This window comes from Cryobacterium sp. M96, from assembly GCF_002929845.1.
GTDB lineage: Bacteria > Actinomycetota > Actinomycetes > Actinomycetales > Microbacteriaceae > Cryobacterium > Cryobacterium sandaracinum.
In genome coordinates this window covers 155,947-171,491 of the sequence record NZ_PJJS01000050.1, presented here as the reverse complement: position 1 = coordinate 171,491, position 15,545 = coordinate 155,947, and the positions used below count along the sequence as shown (strand labels likewise).

General features: G+C 68.7%; 13 protein-coding genes. 1 reads left to right on the top strand and 12 read right to left on the bottom strand.

All coding sequences use genetic code 11. The features are described 5' to 3' along the window. Positions 1 to 26: 26 nt before the first annotated feature. The 10 genes from pheT to infC form a co-directional block, all read right to left on the bottom strand. Positions 27 to 2,561 (bottom strand): phenylalanine--tRNA ligase subunit beta, encoded by a 2,535-nt coding sequence (pheT, locus tag CXY79_RS11030; protein WP_104101246.1) that lies wholly within the window; start codon positions 2,559 to 2,561, stop codon positions 27 to 29. After that, positions 2,561 to 3,601 carry a phenylalanine--tRNA ligase subunit alpha gene (gene pheS, locus CXY79_RS11025; RefSeq protein WP_104101244.1) on the bottom strand — a complete coding sequence of 347 codons (1,041 nt, stop codon included), beginning with the start codon at positions 3,599 to 3,601 and terminating at the stop codon, positions 2,561 to 2,563. The genes pheT and pheS overlap by 1 nt, the downstream gene beginning before the upstream one ends. A 20-nt stretch (positions 3,602 to 3,621) precedes the next feature. Further along, positions 3,622 to 4,545 carry an amino acid ABC transporter permease gene (locus CXY79_RS11020; RefSeq protein WP_104101242.1) on the bottom strand — a complete coding sequence of 308 codons (924 nt, stop codon included), beginning with the start codon at positions 4,543 to 4,545 and terminating at the stop codon, positions 3,622 to 3,624. Beyond that, the gene (locus tag CXY79_RS11015; protein ID WP_104101240.1) at positions 4,542 to 5,189 is read right to left on the bottom strand and encodes an amino acid ABC transporter permease; all 648 of its coding nucleotides are present in this window, start codon (positions 5,187 to 5,189) and stop codon (positions 4,542 to 4,544) included. Before CXY79_RS11015 ends, CXY79_RS11020 begins: the two co-directional genes overlap by 4 nt. Before the next feature lie 135 nt (positions 5,190 to 5,324). After that, positions 5,325 to 6,194 carry a glutamate ABC transporter substrate-binding protein gene (locus CXY79_RS11010; protein ID WP_104101238.1) on the bottom strand — a complete coding sequence of 290 codons (870 nt, stop codon included), beginning with the start codon at positions 6,192 to 6,194 and terminating at the stop codon, positions 5,325 to 5,327. 37 nt (positions 6,195 to 6,231) lie between these two features. After that, complete coding sequence (locus tag CXY79_RS11005) at positions 6,232 to 7,020, bottom strand: amino acid ABC transporter ATP-binding protein (RefSeq protein WP_104101236.1); 789 nt, start codon at positions 7,018 to 7,020, stop codon at positions 6,232 to 6,234. A 67-nt stretch (positions 7,021 to 7,087) separates the two neighbouring features. After that, the gene (locus CXY79_RS11000) at positions 7,088 to 7,888 is read right to left on the bottom strand and encodes an RNA methyltransferase (RefSeq protein WP_104101233.1); all 801 of its coding nucleotides are present in this window, start codon (positions 7,886 to 7,888) and stop codon (positions 7,088 to 7,090) included. 152 nt (positions 7,889 to 8,040) lie between these two features. Then, on the bottom strand, positions 8,041 to 8,427 hold the full coding sequence (rplT, locus tag CXY79_RS10995) for a 50S ribosomal protein L20 (protein WP_104101231.1): 387 nt from the start codon (positions 8,425 to 8,427) through the stop codon (positions 8,041 to 8,043). 27 nt (positions 8,428 to 8,454) lie between these two features. Next, complete coding sequence (rpmI, locus tag CXY79_RS10990; protein ID WP_104101228.1) at positions 8,455 to 8,649, bottom strand: 50S ribosomal protein L35; 195 nt, start codon at positions 8,647 to 8,649, stop codon at positions 8,455 to 8,457. Further along, positions 8,642 to 9,268 carry a translation initiation factor IF-3 gene (gene infC, locus CXY79_RS10985; RefSeq protein WP_104101226.1) on the bottom strand — a complete coding sequence of 209 codons (627 nt, stop codon included), beginning with the start codon at positions 9,266 to 9,268 and terminating at the stop codon, positions 8,642 to 8,644. The genes rpmI and infC overlap by 8 nt, the downstream gene beginning before the upstream one ends. A 286-nt stretch (positions 9,269 to 9,554) precedes the next feature. On the opposite strand from infC, the gene CXY79_RS10980 reads away from it, so the two are divergent. Continuing rightward, complete coding sequence (locus tag CXY79_RS10980; RefSeq protein WP_104101224.1) at positions 9,555 to 9,902, top strand: DUF1844 domain-containing protein; 348 nt, start codon at positions 9,555 to 9,557, stop codon at positions 9,900 to 9,902. A 135-nt stretch (positions 9,903 to 10,037) separates the two neighbouring features. On the opposite strand, the gene CXY79_RS10975 is transcribed toward CXY79_RS10980, so the two are convergent. Together CXY79_RS10975 and CXY79_RS10970 are read right to left on the bottom strand one after the other, a co-directional pair. Further along, complete coding sequence (locus CXY79_RS10975; RefSeq protein WP_104101222.1) at positions 10,038 to 10,817, bottom strand: DNA-formamidopyrimidine glycosylase family protein; 780 nt, start codon at positions 10,815 to 10,817, stop codon at positions 10,038 to 10,040. Then, positions 10,810 to 15,543, bottom strand: a complete 4,734-nt coding sequence (locus tag CXY79_RS10970; RefSeq protein ID WP_104101220.1) for an ATP-dependent helicase — start codon at positions 15,541 to 15,543, stop codon at positions 10,810 to 10,812. Before CXY79_RS10970 ends, CXY79_RS10975 begins: the two co-directional genes overlap by 8 nt. Positions 15,544 to 15,545 lie beyond the last annotated feature (2 nt).

Sequence of the window (15,545 nt, the reverse complement as noted above, 5' to 3'; positions counted from 1 at the left end):
AGCCCGCGCCACTCGCGCTACTCGCGCTACTCGCGGAGAGTGGCCCCGAAGCGGGCGGCGGCCACCGCGACGCCGGCGAGTTTGGCGTCGCTGGCCTCCGCGGCGGTGAGGGTGCGCTCCGGCGCCCGGAACCGCAGCGCGAACGTCAGTGACTTGCGTCCGGACGGCACGCCCGTGCCGCGGTAATCGTCGACGAGTTCGGCGTGGTCGAGCAGCGGCCCGCAGCCCTCGAGCAGCGTGCGGAGCACGTCGCCGGCCGGCACGCCGGCGTCGACCACGAGGGACAGGTCCTGTGTGGCGGCCGGCATCGTGGCGATCGGTGTGGCGCGCAGCTCGGCGCCGGCCTCCGCGAACACGGCGGTCAGGTCGATCTCGGCAACCGCGACGACCGCGGGCAGGTCCGCGTCGCGGGCGATGCTGGGCAGCAGTTCGCCGGCGTAGCCGACCGAGGTCGTGCCGGCATCCGTCGTCACGAACAGCTCGGCGGTGCGGCCGGGATGCATGGCCTGGTGCGAACCCTGGCGAACCGTGATCGGAACGCCGGCGGCCAGCGCGACCTGCTGCACCGCGGCGAGGGCGTGCTGCCAGCTTGCGGCCACGGCGGGCTGCCCCGGCTGGTGCCGCACGACGGAGCCGGTCAGCACGACCGCCACCGACAGAGGCTGCGGCGGGATGCCCGCGTTGAGCTCGGCCTCCAGCTGCGCGCTCGGGCGCACCGCGCCGGGCGGCACGACGGAGCCGCCGTAACGGATGCCCGCCACCGGCCGGAACACCAAGCCCAGTTCGAAGACGGCCAGGTCGGTGAGGCCGCGCGAGCGGTTGCGGTGTGCGATCTGCAGCAGCCCGGGCAGGATCGACGTGCGCAGGAACGGCGCCTCTCCGTCGAGCGGGTTGGCAACCCGGATCTGCGGAACAGCAGGGCCGATGGGCAGCCCGAACAGGTTGTTCGACTTCTCCGCCACGAACGGGTACGCGAGCACCTCGGTGTGGCCGGTGGCCGCCAGGGTCTGCGCCACCTGGCGGCGCAGGGTCTGCGCGTGGGTGAGGCTGCGCCCGGGCGGGGCGACGGGCAGCACCGAGGGGATGCGGTCGTAACCGACGATGCGGGCGACTTCCTCGGCCAGGGTCCACTTGTCCGTCAGGTCGGGGCGCCAGCTCGGGGCGGTGACGTTCAGCCCGATCTCAGTCTCCTCGATCGAGGCGCCGATCTCGGCCAGCGAGGTGCGCACCTCCTCGCGGGTGTAGTCGAGTCCGATCAGGCCGGAGATGAAGCCGGTCGGCAGGAAGATCGGCTCGGCGTCGGGCGTGGCGTCGTGCAGGGAGCCGAGGCCGTCGGCTTCTCCCCCGGAGAGCTCGACCAGCAACTGAACGACGCGGGCGGCGGCGACCGCGGCCACGGCCGGGTCCACCCCGCGCTCGAACCTGCGGGATGCCTCGCTGGGAAGCTTGTGCCGACGGGCCGTGCGCGCGATCGATACCGGGTCGAAGTTCGCGGCCTCGATCAGCACATTCGTGGTCGCGGAACCGATCTCGGTGCTCTGACCGCCCATTACGCCGGCCAGACCGATCGGTCCGGACTCGTCGGTGATCAGCAAGTCTTCGGCGTTGAGAATGCGGGTGACGTCGTCGAGGGTGACGAGCTTCTCGCCCGGTTCTGCGCGACGCACGGTGATACCGCCGGCCAGCTTGTCAAGGTCGTAGCCGTGGATCGGCTGGCCGAGCTCGATCATCACGTAGTTGGTGACGTCGACGATCAGCGAGATCGAACGGATGCCGGCCAGCTTCAGGCGGGCGATCAACCAGGCCGGAGACGGCCGGGTGGGGTCCACGCCGCGCACCGCGCGGGTGACGAACACGCTCGCGCCGACGCGACCGCGGATCGGGGCCTGATCGGCGATGGTGACCGGGAAGGCGACCGTGGACGCGTCCGCGGTGACGGAGAGCGCCGGGTCGCGGAAGGCAGCCCCGGTGGCGTGCGCGTACTCGCGGGCGACGCCACGGATCGAGAAGGCGTAGCCCCGGTCGGGCGTGACGTTGATCTCGACGGCGGTGTCGTCCAGGCCCAGCAGGCTGATCGCATCCGTGCCGATCTCGGGGTCGAGGCCGAGGCTGCCGAGCACCAGGATGCCGTCGTGCTCGTCGCCGAGGCCGAGTTCGCGGGCCGAGGCGATCATGCCGTCGGACACGTGGCCGTAGGTCTTGCGGGGCGCGATCGGGAACGGACCGGGCAGCACGGCGCCGGGCAGGGTCACGACAACCTTGTCGCCGACGACGAAGTTGTGGGCGCCGCAGACAATGCCGTGCACGGCCGGGCCGCCGTCGGCCGCGAGCTCGCCGTCAGCGGCGACGCGCACCTGGCACCAGTTGATGGTCTTGCCGTTGGTCTGCTCCTCGCCGACGAACTCGAGCACCTGGCCGACCACGATCGGCCCGGTCAGCTCGAAGCGGTGGATCTCCTCCTCTTCGAGGCCCACGCTCACCAGGGCGGCGTGCACGTCCTCGGGCGTGATGCCCGGGGCCAGGTCGACGAACTCAGCCAGCCAGCTCAGTGGTACGCGCATCAGACGGTCATCCCGTACTGCTGGCTGAACCGGACGTCGCCTTCGACCATGTCGTGCATATCCTTCACATCATTTCGGAACATCAATGCCCGTTCGACGCCGACGCCGAACGCGAATCCGGAGTAGACCTCCGGGTCGATCCCGGCGGAACGCAACACATTGGCGTTGACCATGCCGCAGCCGCCCCACTCGATCCAGCGGGCGCCGTCCTTGAAGGTCGGGTGCCACAGGTCGAGTTCGGCGCTCGGCTCGGTGAACGGGAAGTAGTTGGGGCGCAGGCGCACCTTCGCCTCGGGGCCGAACATGGCCTGCACGAAATGGTCGAGAGTGCCGCGCAGGTGCGCCATGGTCAGGCCCTTGTCGACGGCGATGCCCTCGATCTGGTGGAACACGGGCGTGTGCGTGGCGTCAAGTTCGTCGGTGCGGAACACCCGGCCGGGCGCGACGACATAAACGGGAAGTTCGCGCGACAACAGGGCACGCAGCTGTACCGGCGAGGTGTGGGTGCGCAGTACCAGGTGTGCCTCGGGTGGGTCGATGAAGAACGTGTCCTGCATGGCACGGGCCGGGTGGTCCTCGTCGAAATTGAGGGCGTCGAAGTTGAACCACTCGCTCTCGAGCTCGGGGCCCTCGGCGACCTCCCAGCCCATGCCGACGAAGACATCCGCGACGCGCTCCTGCAACAGGGTGAGCGGATGCCGCGCGCCGGGCTTCCAGGTGGAGGCCGCCGCCGTCACGTCGATTGTTTCGGCCGCGAGCTGAGCGGTTGCCTCAGCCTCGGTGATCGCGGCCTCGCGGGCGGCGAACGCCTGGGCGACGGCACCTCGGGCCTGGCCGAGGAGCTTGCCGGCGGCGGCCTTCTGGTTGCCCGGCACGCTGCGCATCAGCGCGTTGAGTCGGGCCAGCGGGGAGGCCTCGCCGGTGTGCTCGGTGCGCACGGTTTTCAGGGCCGCGGAGTCGTTCGCGGCGTCAATGGCGGCGAGTGCGGCGTCGACGGCCGCGCTCACGACTGGTTCAGAGATCTCAGTGGGGTCAGACACAAGGCATAAGTTTAGTGCCGCTAAAGCCCCCGGGCGCCCATCTGGTTGCCGAGCGCAGCGGGGTAGACCACCTCGGGATCGAGGGGCTTCTCAGGCGGCGCCTTCGTGTCCGTGGTGACGCCGCCGGACTTGGAACCGGTGCGGCGGGCGATGACGCGGGCCAGCCAGGAGAGCAGTAGGTTCATCGTCAGGTAGATCGCGAGCACGACGAGGAAGAAGGAGAAGGAGTACCGGCTGCCGAAAAAGTTCGTCAGGTTGTACAGCCCGCTGCGGAGGAGCTCCTCGTAGCCGACCACGAACGCCAGGGACGTGTCCTTGAGGAGCACGACGAGCTGCGCGATGATGATCGGCAGCATCTGCCGGAACGCCTGCGGGAACTCGATCCGGAACCGGGTTGCCACGGGCGTGAGCCCGATGGCCAGCCCAGCCTCGCGCTGGCCGCGAGGCAGGCTTTTGATGCCGGCCCGCAGCGCCTCGCCGATGATCGCGCCGTTATAGACGGAGAGGGCGGCGACACCGGCCCAGAAGGAGCCGGTGGAGAAGACGAGGAGGATGAAAAGCATCATCAGCAGTACGGGCATGCCGCGCACGAATTCGAGCACGACCGTGGTCGGGATCCGAATCCATTTAGTGTCGGAGACGCGCCCGAAGGAGAACAGCACACCGAGCACCAGGGCGAACGCGGCGGCGACGCCGGCCATTCGGAGGGTGTTCAGCGCTCCGCGGCCGAGCGTGCGCCAGACCTCGCGGTCGGCGAAGACGTCCCACCGGGAGACGTCCCAGAGGCCCGGCTGAACGGCGCCGTTGGCGCTGGTCTTGGGCGCACCCAGCGCCAGGATCAGCCAGACCAGGCCGGCGGCGATGACAAGGCCGGCCACCACGGAGAACAGCCGGGAACGGAAGATGGCCTTGGGGCCCGGAGCGTCGTAAAGCACGGAAGTCATCGGAGAACCGCCACCTTCTTCTCGACCCGACCGGCGATCAGGCCGAGCGAGATGGTGACCAGGAGGTAGAAGACTGCGACGGCGAGCAAGATCGCGAGCACCTCATCGCCGCGATCGTTGGTGATCTTACGGGCGGCGCCGAAGAGTTCGAAGACGAAGAAGGCACCGGCGACCGAGGTGTTCTTCGTCAGGGCGATGAACACATTGATGAGCGGCGGGATGACCATGCGCACCGCCTGGGGCATGACGACGAACGAGAGGGTCTGCGTGAAGGTCAGACCCACGCTGCGGGCGGCCTCGGCCTGACCCACGTGCACACCGTTGACGCCCGAGCGCAGGGCTTCGGCGACGAACGGCGAGGTGTAGACGGTGAGTCCGATCGTGGCGAGCACGAAGTAGCCTGGGCTGAACTGGAGGTAGGGCAGGATGTAGGCGCAGAAGAACAGCACCAGCGTGAGCGGGGTGTTGCGCACGATCTCGGTGTAGACGGTGGCGAATCCGCGCAGGGATGCGACGGGCGAGATGCGCATGGCAGCGATGATGATGCCGAACACGAGCGCTCCCGTGCCGGCCAGAAGCAGAAGGCCCAATGTATTTCTGAAGCCCTCCAGAAACAGGGGCAGGTTTTCGATGACTGCTTCCACAACTCACCTCCTCTTCTGTAGTGACTATCTGGATGTCGTGCGGGTGGGTCGTGCGGGTACCAGGAAAAAGGTGCTGGTCGAGGCGGCCGCCTGTGCGGCGCGGCCGCCCCGATCAGCAGGTGCTGCTTTCGGCGACTAGTACCGGTCGACTGCCGGCGGGGTCGGGGTCTCGAGCACGGTACCGGCGGTCGCTTCCCAGGCTTCGGCCCACGTGCCATCCTCGTACGCCTCATCGAGCACATCGTTGATGAAGGTGCGGAACTCGGTGTCGTCCTTCTTCAGGCCGATGCCGTAGGGCTCCTTGGTGAAGGGGTTGTCGACAACCTCGAACTCACCGGCGTTCTGGTCGGCGAGGCCGGCCAGGATAACGTTGTCCGTGGTCACGGCGACAACCTCGCCGCTGCGGAGCGGGCCCAAGCAGTTGGAGTAGGTGTCGGTCGCGATCACGTTGTCGGAGTACGCGGCGATGTTCTTCTCCGACGTCGAGCCGCTCACGGTGCAGACGGGCTTGCCGGCGAGGTCCTCCGGGCCGGTGATCTTGTCGGGGTTGCCGGCGAGCACAAGCAGGTCCTGGCCGGCCTGGTAGTACGGTCCGGCGAAGTCGACGACCTCCTTGCGGGTGTCGTTGATCGTGTAGGTCGCGACGACAAGGTCAACCTGGCCGTTCTGGAGGAAGGGCTCGCGGTTGGCCGAGACGGTCTCGGTCCACTTGATCTTGTCGGCGGAGATGCCGAGTTTCGCGGCGATGAGCTTGCCGATCTCGACGTCGAAGCCGACCGGGTTGTTGTCCGGGCCCTTGAGGCCGAACAGCGGCTGGTCGAACTTGGTGCCGATGGTGATCGCCCCGGCCTCGTTCAACGCGGCCATGGAGGTGCCGGCTTCGAACTCAACCGTTTCCTCGACCGGTGCGGCCTCGGGCGTCTGGGCGGAATCGGTACATCCGCTCAACGTGAGAACGCTCGCGAGGGCAATGGCCGAAATCATTAGACCTTTAGTGAGTCTCATGGGTATCTCCTGATTGCTGTGTCGTCCTGCACACCGGTTAGTGGGCAAGTATTTTGGAGAGGAAGTCCTTCGCTCTCGAGCTCTGTGGGTTGGTGAAGAACTGCTCGGGCGTGGTCTCCTCGACGATCTCGCCCTCGGCCATGAAGATGACCCGGTCGGCGGCGCGGCGGGCGAAGCCCATCTCATGCGTGACGACGATCATGGTCATGCCGTCGTTAGCCAGGTTGATCATGACCTCGAGCACCTCGTTGATCATCTCGGGGTCGAGCGCACTGGTGGGCTCGTCGAGCAGGATGACCTTCGGGTCCATGGCGAGAGCCCGTGCGATCGCGACCCTCTGCTGCTGTCCACCGGAGAGCTGGGCAGGCATCTTCTTGGCCTGGTTGGCCACGCCGACGCGCTCGAGGAGGACCATGGCCTTTTTCTCGGCCTCGGCCTTCGACAGGCCGCGCACCTTGATCGGCCCGAGGGTGACGTTCTCGAGGACGGTCTTGTGGGCAAAGAGGTTGAACGCCTGGAACACCATTCCGACGTCCGCGCGCAGCTTGGCCAGCGCCTTGCCCTCGGCCGGCAGCTTGACGCCGTCGATCGTGATGACGCCCGCGTCGATGGTCTCGAGCCGGTTGATGGCCCGGCAGAGGGTGGACTTGCCGGAGCCACTCGGCCCGATCACCACCACGACCTCGCCGCGGTTGACCACGGCGTTGATCTTCTTCAGCACGTGAAGGTCACCGTAGTGCTTGTCCACGTCACTGATCACGACGAGAGGCTCACCGCGCAACACCGTGATGTTGGACGTCGCCGGCGCAGATTCTGTAGGCTCCATGTCCCAAACCTAGGCTAGAACAGGGTTTCTCAGAACCACCAAGCCGGTGGTTACCGAGCTGTGATAATCAGCTGCGCTGAGCAAATGCGCTTTCATACAGGCAAACACTGGCGGCCGTCGCCAAGTTCATCGATTCGGCGTGACCGTAGATGGGAACAGAAATGGACCGGTCGACCACGGCGAGATCTTCGTCGGTCAGTCCGCGGGCTTCGTTGCCGAACAGCCACGCCGTCGGAGCGACCAGAAGCCCCTCGGTGCGGGCAGCGAGCAAATCGGTGCCCTTGACGTCGGCGGCGAAGATCTGCAGGCCGGCGGACCGGGCCCGTTCGCGCACGTCGGAGAGCGTCGCGCTGACGGCGACGGGGAGGTGGAAGATCGAGCCGGTCGAGGAGCGCACGACCTTCGGGTTGTACAGGTCCACGCTGCGGCCGGTGAGGATCACGGCGTCGGCGCCGGCGGCATCCGCGGCACGGATGATGGTGCCGGCGTTTCCGGGGTCGCGCACCTCTTCGAGGATGGCGATGAGCTTGGGCTCGTTGGCGAAGATGTCCTTGACCGAGGTGGGAAACTGACGGCACACCGCGATGAAACCCTGCGGCGTGACCGTGTCGGCCATCGTTTCGAGCACCTGCTCGGTGACGAATTCGAGCTCGGCGCCCACCTCTTGGGCGACCTGGGCGATCTCGGGGTGCCGCTCGAGGGCGGTGGGGGTCACGAAGAGCTCCACAACAAGGTCGGGCCGGAAGTTGAGGGCCTCGGAGACCGACTGGGGGCCTTCCAGGAGGAACAGCCCCGCCTCGGAGCGAGCGGCTCGATTCGCCAGTTTCGCGACAGCCCGCACGCGCGGAGAACGGGGATTATCTAACATGCCTCCAGCTTACTTGCCGGGGCGGGGCGGCTGTGTTCCCGCTCGGGGCACACGCGGCGACCCGGCGAACCGGCCCCGGGCACGCAAAACGGGAGCGGGCGCGGGGCCCGCTCCCGTGGAGAGTGCGTGATAGTGCTGGTGCCGGCTGACAGCTACGCGGCGACCCGGGGTGCCGACGTGTCGGCGGGCAGTGCTGCCTTGGCGCTCTCGACGATGGCCGCGAACGTGGCGGGCTCGTTGACGGCCAGCTCGGCCAGGATGCGACGGTCGACCTGAATGCCGGCCAGGGCGAGACCCTGGATCAGACGGTTGTAGGTCAGGCCGTTCGCGCGGGACGCAGCGTTGATCCGCTGGATCCACAGGCGACGGAAGTCACCCTTGCGTGCACGACGGTCACGGTAGCTATAGGTAAAGGAGTGAGTGAGCTGCTCCTTGGCCTTGGTGACCAGACGCGAGCGCTGACCGCGGTAACCCTTGGCGCGCTCGAGAATAACGCGACGGCTCTTATGGGCGTTTACGGCCCTCTTGACTCTTGCCATTTTCTTAGTTCCTTACGGGGTACGGGTCTAGCGACCGAGAAGCTTCTTGATGACCTTGGTGTCGGCCTTGGCCAGCACCTGGTCGTGGTTCAGGCGGGACTTGCGCTGGGTGCTCTTGACCTCGAGGTTGTGGCGCAGGCCGGCCTGCTGCTTCATGATCTTGCCGGAACCGGTGACCTTGAAGCGTTTCTTCGTCCCGGAGTGGGTCTTCATCTTAGGCATCTTTTTCCTCCAGTTTCGCTGCCTTATCAGCAACTTTGTCAGCCTTGTCGGCAACCTTTTCTGCCCGATCGGCAGCCTTGTGTGCGTTGATCTCGGCTTTGGCTTCCGCTTTGTTCTTCAGCGGGCCAACGACCATGACCATGTTTCGACCGTCAATGGTCGGGCTCGATTCCACGGAACCGAACTCGGCGACATCCTCGGCAAATTTTTGGAGCAGACGTACGCCCTGGTCGGGACGGGACTGTTCGCGGCCACGGAACAGAATCATGGCCTTGACCTTGTCACCGGCCTTCAGGAAGCCCTCGGCGCGCTTGCGCTTGGTCTCGTAGTCGTGCTTATCAATCTTGAGACGGAAACGAACCTCTTTCAGGATCGTGTTCGCCTGGTTGCGCCGGGCCTCCTTGGCCTTCTGCGCAGCCTCGTACTTGAACTTGCCGTAGTCCATGATCTTGGCAACGGGCGGCTTCGAGGTCGGTGCAACCTCGACGAGGTCAAGATCGGCCTCCTGTGCAAGGCGCAGCGCAACATCGATGGCCACGACCCCAACCTGCTCGCCGTTAGGACCAACGAGACGGACTTCGGGGACGCGGATACGGTCATTTGTACGGGGATCGCTGATGCGTCTCTCCTCTTCTCATGCATCGTGGCTACAGCCAGGAGACGGATGTCGCCCGGAGACGAAGAGAGGAAAAACGCGTCTGGATTGTCGGAGAAAACTGCCCGAATACCACAGACGACACCCTGTCTACCCACGTGGAGCGGATTCCTGTTGGAGTCCAGCGCCGCGAAGGCGGAGTGCAACTACCCGGTAACCTAGATGAAGCGGTATGCGCGGGTGGGAGATTATCCACTTTCGTACCGAGACTTGCATCTCGGAGCCCGGTCGAGTCTAACAGAGGAATGCAGTGACCAACAGCAACGAGCAGGATGCAGCCCAGGCAACACGCGATATCGCCGACGTGCCGGCCGTGGAGATCATCACGACGGCATCCGTTCACCTGATGAGCGCCGCCGCGGTCAAGGTGGGCCTGGCCGACGACCCGGAGAACCAGACCGACCTCGACGAGGCGCGCAAGCTGATCACGGCCCTCGCCGGCCTGATCACCGCCGCGGCCCCCGACATCGCCGACATGCACGCGCGCAGCCTGCGCGACGGTCTGCGATCGCTGCAGCTGGCCTTCCGGGAGGCCTCGGCCATCCCCGACGCGATCGGCCAGGGTCCGGGCGAAAAGTTCACCGGGCCGGTCAACTAGGGACGAACAGCCGGCTCGGATGGGTCGCGGTGCGGCTCCCTGAAGTGACCTAGCACCGTGGAAAACCCCGTCGACTCCGGCGGGGGTTTCTGTGGTCGAATTGGTTCGGGCCAGAGCCGCTACGGGGCCACGACCTCAGGTCTGGCAGCGCGGGCACCAGTAGGTGACCCGCAATTCGAGCTCGGTGCGGCCGAGCCGGCCCTGCTCGACCGCGGTACCGCAGCGCCTGCAGGGCTGGCCGGCGCGGCCGTAGACCCAGCTCTGCATGCCGCGCCGGGCATTGCCGGTCGTGATCCGCTCCGTGCGGTCACGGTTCGCCAGGATCAGGCGGCGGGCGAGGGCGACGAGGCCCAGGACATCCGTCACCTCGGCCACCGGCCGGGACGGCAGCAGGCCGCGAAGAAAACCCAGCTCGTTCACGTAAACGTTGCCGAGCCCGGCGAGGTTGCCCTGGTCGGCGAGCGCCACCGCGATGGGTTGCGCGGGACGTGATTCGAGGCGACGCACGGCTTCGGCCGCATCCCAGTCGGGGCCGAGGAGGTCAGGTCCGAGGTAGTCGAGGAGCGCGGCCTCCTGATTGAGCGGCACCACCTCGAGCAGCCCGAGTTCGAAGCCCACAGCCACCCACTCCACCGTCTCGAGAACGATGCGCGCCTGGAACGCGGGGCGGCGCCAGGCGCTCCCATGACGGTAGAGGTGCCACGACCCCTCCATTTTCAGGTGAGAGTGGATGCTGGCCTCCCCTACGCGCATCAGCAGGTGCTTCCCGCGACTGAGAACCTCGTGCACGGTCTGCCCGGTCAGGTCGACGGTGGCGAACGCCGGCACCCGCACGTCGCAGCGGGTGAGCCGGGCTCCGTGCAGGGCCTGGTCGAGGTTCCACGCGGTGCGGTAGACGGTGTCACCCTCAGGCATGCAGCTTCACTCCCCGCGGGGTTACGCCGAATCCGGCCGCGAGCAGGGCGGTGCCCACCGCTGTTCCGATCACGAACACGCCGTTGACGGTCTCCACGCCGAGCTTCGGAACCCGCCCAGCGGTGACCGTGCCGGCAAGGGTCGCCGCGGCGAGGGTCAGGACCGCAGTCGGTCCGCCATTTTCGACGGCGGGTTCACGGTTCCCGTCGGCACGGTTCCCGTCGGCACCGTTCCCGTCGGCACCGTTCCCGGCCGCTTTGTTCCCGGCCGCTCCGTCGAACGCGAGCACGGTCTTGCCGCCGCGTTCGACGTAGAGCACCAGGGCCCCGTCGACGAGCACGACCAGCGCGCCGGCCTTCCGTCCGGGGCGGTGCCCGGTGCCCTCGGGCAGCGGAGGCCAGGGCAGCACCGAGCCGTAGGGGTTCGCCGGGTCGGTGGCGGCGAGGGTGATCGCCACCGGTTCCGGATGCTGTGCCTCGGCGACGTAGGAGCGCAGCCGGTCGATCGTGCCGACCGTGGCGAACTGGGCGGCCCCGAGACCCTCGATGAAGTAGCCGCGCCGGCACCGCCCCATCTCCTCGAAGCCGCTGAGGGTGCGGTAGACGAGGGCGAAGCCGCCCGTCACGCCCTCCCCCATCACCGCGCCCCGGGTGACGATGCCGTAGCGTTCGAGCAGGGTCTCGCCAAGGGCGTGCGCCCGACGGGTGGGCGAGTCATCGGCGACCGGAACGATCGACCAGCGCCCGGATACGGTCGGTGGCCCGGTGCGGGACGGGAGGGTGCCACGCGCGGGGATGCGGCCGCCGTGCAGCCGGGCTCGCGGGGCGGCCCGGCGGGTGCTGTGCGCCGCGCGCCCGCCGGAGAGCAGGGCGCGTACGGGGGCGAAGGTGTCGTTGCCCACCAGTCCCGCCCAGACCAGGTCCCAGAGGGCGGCGGCGAGGCCGGCGTCGTCCTGGCTGCCGACGGCATCCGCGAGTTGACGGAAGAAGAAGGCCCCGCCGCCGGCCAGGGTGGTCAGAATCTCCTGCTGGAGCGCAGTGGTCTCCAGCGGGGTGGGCAGCGGCAGGGTGAGCGGCGCCGTGTCGCGCAGGTGCATGCTGATCCAGCCGTCGTTGCCGGCCAGCGTGCCGGCGCCGGCCCAGAGCACCTCGCCCGTGTTGGTGAGCTCGTCGAGCATGCCCGGCCGGTAGTCTGCGACGCGGGAGGGCAGCACAAGCGTCTCCCAGGCGGATGCCGGGATGCGCGCCCCCTCCAACTGTTCGATCACGGATGCGACCCCGTCGATCCCGCGCAGGCGCCCGCCCACATGCTGCCAGGCCGGCAGGAACCGGCCCATTGTGACCTGGTCGACCGGCTCGACCTCGTGCCGGAGCGCGGCCAGGGAGCGGCGGCGGAGGCGCCTCAGCACCTCGGCGTCGCACCACTCGCTGCCGGTGCCGTGCGGCCGGAACTCGCCCTCAAGGAGGCGGCGGGCCCCGGCCAGCCGCCGGAGGGCGACGAGCGCCACGGCCGGACCGAGCCCGAAGCGCGCGGCCACGTCGGTGAGAGTGAACGGGCCGTGGGTGCGGGCGTACCGGCTGACCAGGTCGCCGAGCGGGTCCGGCACCGGCTCGGTGAACACGGCCGGGACCCCCTGCGGCAGGGGGACGCCGAGGGCGTCGCGAAGCCGGGCGGCGTCTTCGATGGCCGCCCACCACTGCTGCCCGGCGAAACCGACCGGGATGATGCGCCGGGCGTCGAAAAGCACCTGCAGGCCCTCGGCGGCGCCCGGTGACACGGCGGGGTCGAGGCGGGCGGCCACCTCCGCCGTGGTGAGCGGTCCGAGGCCGCGGAGCAGGTCGGCGATGCCCTCGACTCCGCGCGCCTTCCGGTCGGCCGGCAGCCGCTGCAGTTCCAGGTCGGTCTGCTCGATCACGGCCGGGTCGAGCAGCTCGCGCAGCTCCACCCGACCGAGCAACTCGGCCAGCAGGCTGGAATCGAGCGAGAGGGCGGTGGCGCGCCGCTCGGCGAGCGGGGAATCTCCCTCGTACATGAACGCGGCCACGTAGCCGAAGAGGAGGGTGCTCGCGAACGGGCTCGCGGCATCCGTCTGGGTCTCGACCAGGCGCAGGGCGCGACTGTCGATGCGGCGGGTGAGGGCCAAGAGGGCGGGCAGGTCGTAGACGTCCTGCAGGCACTCGCGCACGGTTTCGAGGATGATCGGGAAGGTCGGGAAGGTGCGGGCCACGTCGAGCAGCTGCGCGGCCTTCTGGCGCTGCTGCCAGAGCGGTGACCGCCGGCCCGGGTTGTAGCGCGGGAGCAGCAGTGCCCGCGCGGCGCACTCGCGGAACCGGGCGGCGAACAGGGCCGACCCGCCGACTTCGTCGGTGACCATCTGTTCGAGCTCGGTCGGGTCGAAGACGAAGAGGGAGCTTCCGGGTGGGTCGGACTCGGTGTCGGGGATGCGCACGACGATGCCGTCGTCACTGGCCACGCAGGCCCCGTCGAGACCGTAGCGCTCCCGCACCCGGGCGCCCACGGCGAGGGCCCAGGGCGCGTGCACCTGCAGGCCGAACGGGGAGTGCAGCACCACCCGCCAGTCGCCGAGCTCGTCTCGGAACCGCTCGACGAGGAGGGTGCGGTCGGTCGGGACCTGACCGGTCGCGGCGCGCTGCTCAGCGAGGAAGGTCAGGAGGTTGTCAACGGCCCGCTCGTCGAGGCCGCCGGCCCGGCAGCGTACCCGGGCCTCCGCGTCGGGGAGCGCCGAGACCTCGCGCAGGAACGCGCCGATCGCCTCACCGAGCTCGGCCGGCCGGCCGAGGCCGTCGCCCTTCCAGAACGGCAGCCGCCCCGGTTCACCGAAGGCGGGCAGCACGAGCACCCGGTCGTGGGTGATCTCCTGGATACGCCAGCTCGTCGTGCCGAGGGCGAAAACGTCGCCGACCCGGGACTCGTAGACCATCTCCTCGTCGAGCTCCCCCACCCGGCGGCCGGTGGCCTGGTCGCCGCCGACCATGAAGACGCCGAATAGGCCGCGGTCGGGGATCGTGCCGCCGCTGGTCACCGCGAGCCGTTGCGCGCCCGGGCGCCCGGTGAGGATGCCCGTCTCCCGGTCCCAGACGATGCGGGGGCGCAGCTCGGCGAACTGGTCGGAGGGATACCGACCGGCAAGCAGGTCGAGGGTGGCCTCGTAGGCCGACCGCGGGAGGGCGTGGAAGGGGGCGCTGCGGCGCACGGTGTCGAACCACTCCTCCGCGTGGATGGGTTCGAGGGCGGTTGCCGCCACGGTCTGCTGGGCGAGGATGTCGAGTGGGTTGGACGGCACCTGCAGGGATTCGATCAGGCCGGCGGCCATGCGCTCGGCGGCGACGGCCGCGTGGATGAGATCGGCCCGGTGCTTGGGGAAGATCACGCCCCGGGAGACCTCGCCCACCTGGTGCCCGGCCCGGCCGATTCGCTGCAGCCCGCTGGCCACGGACGGCGGCGACTCCACCTGCACGACCAGGTCGACGGCGCCCATGTCGATGCCGAGTTCGAGGCTGGACGTCGCCACCACGCAGCGCAGCCGCCCGGCTTTCAGGTCGTCTTCGATCAGTGCGCGCTGCTCCTTGCTGACGGACCCGTGGTGGGCGCGGGCAAGCAGCGGCTCGGCCCCGGCGCTCTGGCCGCTGGCGCCCATGAGCGCGGCCGGCGGGCCGGGTGCCGCAGTGCCGACGGGCGCAAGGGCAGGCATCCGCTCGGTCATCACGGCCGGCATCGCGGCGGGCACGAGCTCGTCCTCGAGGCGTTGGGCATAGATCTCGTTGAAGCGCGCGGTCAGCCGTTCGGCCAGACGGCGGGAGTTGGCGAACACGATCGAGGAGGTGTGCGCCAGCACCTCGTCGACGATTGCCTCTTCCACATGCGGCCAGATGGACCCGGTCTGTGGGGCGGCGGCGGCCGTCGAACCCTCCCGCACCGGTGCCGGGCCGACCTGGCTCATGTCGTCGACGGGAACGACCACGCTGAGGTCGAATCGTTTGGTCGACACCGGTGCGACGATCTCCACCGGTGCGGACCCTCCGAGGAACCGGGCGACCTCGGCGGCCGGTCGCACGGTAGCCGACAGTCCGATGCGCTGGGCCGGGCGGGTGAGCAGGTCGTCGAGCCGTTCCAGTGAGACGGCCAGGTGCGCGCCGCGCTTGCTCGCCGCGACCGCGTGCACCTCGTCGATGATGACCGTGTCCACGGCGCGCAACGATTCCCGCGCCGCCGAGGTGAGCATGAGGAACAGCGATTCTGGCGTGGTGATCAGGATGTCCGGCGGCGTTTTGACCAAGCTTCGGCGTTCCGTGGCCGGAGTGTCCCCCGACCGCACGCCGACGGTCACCCGGGGCGGGGCGAACCCGAGACGCTCGGCAGCCTGGACGATGCCCACCAGCGGGGCCCGCAGATTGCGTTCCACGTCGACGCCGAGCGCCTTGAGCGGCGAGATGTAGAGCACGCGGGTTCCCGGCGCGGTGACCCGGTCAGGACGCGCCGAGGCTTCCGAGACATCTGCGGCCTCCGCAGTATCCGCGGCCAGGCGGTCGATGGCCCAGAGGAACGCGGCGAGAGTCTTACCTGACCCGGTGGGGGCCACCACCAGCGCGTGCGAGCCCCGAGAGATGGCGTCCCACGCCCCGAGCTGGGCCTCGGTGGGTGCGGCGAAGGCCTGCGCGAACCAGGCGCGGGTGGCCGGGGTGAATCGGTGCAGAACCTCGTTCATAC

Excerpts from the sequence above, each read along its gene's own strand:
- CXY79_RS10975 (WP_104101222.1), bottom strand. The coding sequence starts at position 10,817 with ATGCCTGAGGGTGACACCGTCTACCGCACCGCGTGGAACCTCGACCAG.
- CXY79_RS11020 (WP_104101242.1), bottom strand. The coding sequence starts at position 4,545 with ATGACTTCCGTGCTTTACGACGCTCCGGGCCCCAAGGCCATCTTCCGT.
- rpmI (WP_104101228.1), bottom strand. The coding sequence starts at position 8,649 with ATGCCTAAGATGAAGACCCACTCCGGGACGAAGAAACGCTTCAAGGTC.
- rplT (WP_104101231.1), bottom strand. The coding sequence starts at position 8,427 with ATGGCAAGAGTCAAGAGGGCCGTAAACGCCCATAAGAGCCGTCGCGTT.
- pheT (WP_104101246.1), bottom strand. The coding sequence starts at position 2,561 with ATGCGCGTACCACTGAGCTGGCTGGCTGAGTTCGTCGACCTGGCCCCG.
- CXY79_RS11000 (WP_104101233.1), bottom strand. The coding sequence starts at position 7,888 with ATGTTAGATAATCCCCGTTCTCCGCGCGTGCGGGCTGTCGCGAAACTG.
- CXY79_RS10970 (WP_104101220.1), bottom strand. The coding sequence starts at position 15,543 with ATGAACGAGGTTCTGCACCGATTCACCCCGGCCACCCGCGCCTGGTTC.
- CXY79_RS11005 (WP_104101236.1), bottom strand. The coding sequence starts at position 7,020 with ATGGAGCCTACAGAATCTGCGCCGGCGACGTCCAACATCACGGTGTTG.
- CXY79_RS11010 (WP_104101238.1), bottom strand. The coding sequence starts at position 6,194 with ATGAGACTCACTAAAGGTCTAATGATTTCGGCCATTGCCCTCGCGAGC.